Genomic DNA, 769 nt, shown 5'->3' on the forward strand with positions numbered 1-769 from the left:
GCCGGCTCCAGCGTGCCCACCTGGGTGCCGGTGATCACGCCGGCGTCCAGGGTGCCGAGCTGCATGCCCTGGAGCATCTCGGTGTCGTTGCCGAGCTGGTGGTTGGGGAAGAACTTGACGTCGAACTCGCCCGGTGCCGCGGACTCCAGCTCCTCGGCGAAGTAGTGGGCGGCGATGGCGTAGGGGTCGACCTCGCTGTCCGCGGTGGTCCAGCCCAGGCGGATGGTGGTAGCGGCGTGACCGATGCCGGAGACGCCGATCACGGCGGCGGCGACGAGGCCGCTCAGCAGGCGGCGGGTGCGTTGGGATCGGGTAGTCATGGAGGCTCTCCTCTTCGCTGGTTAACCGCGGCCCGGTCTAGGATAACCGGGCCGCCATGATCTCCACCGGATGGGGCGGGCGGGTGCCGGCGAGCCGCTGCGTCTGACAGCGGCAGGAATAGCCCGTGGCGAGCAGCGCCCGCGGGTCGTCCGCCGCCACCTGGGGCCGCCAGCTTTCCTCGAACAGCCACCGGCTGGTGTCCGCGTGCTCGGCGAGGTGGCCGTAGGTCCCGGCCATGCCGCAGCAGCCGGTGGCCACCGGTTCCACCGCGATGCCCATGGCCTCGAAGGCCTGGCGCCAGTGGCCCGCACTCGCCGGCTCCGCGGTCTGCTCGGTGCAGTGCAGGGCCAGGCGGTAGCCTGGCTCGCTGCTGGCGCCGCCCGGCGGCGCGTGCCCGGCGAGCCAGGCCGCGAGCTGGTGTACGCGGGGGCCGCCGGCGGGGTAGTCC

2 pseudogenes are annotated in these 769 nt (G+C 73.2%); both read right to left on the bottom strand.

Features of this window, described 5'->3' with window-relative positions:
* Positions 1 to 320, bottom strand: a pseudogene (locus tag G7A99_RS22460) (transporter); the annotation flags it as partial.
* A 37-nt stretch (positions 321 to 357) separates the two neighbouring features.
* Positions 358 to 769 (bottom strand): annotated as a pseudogene (locus tag G7A99_RS22465) (hypothetical protein); the annotation flags it as partial.

This window comes from Arhodomonas sp. KWT (assembly GCF_010993615.1).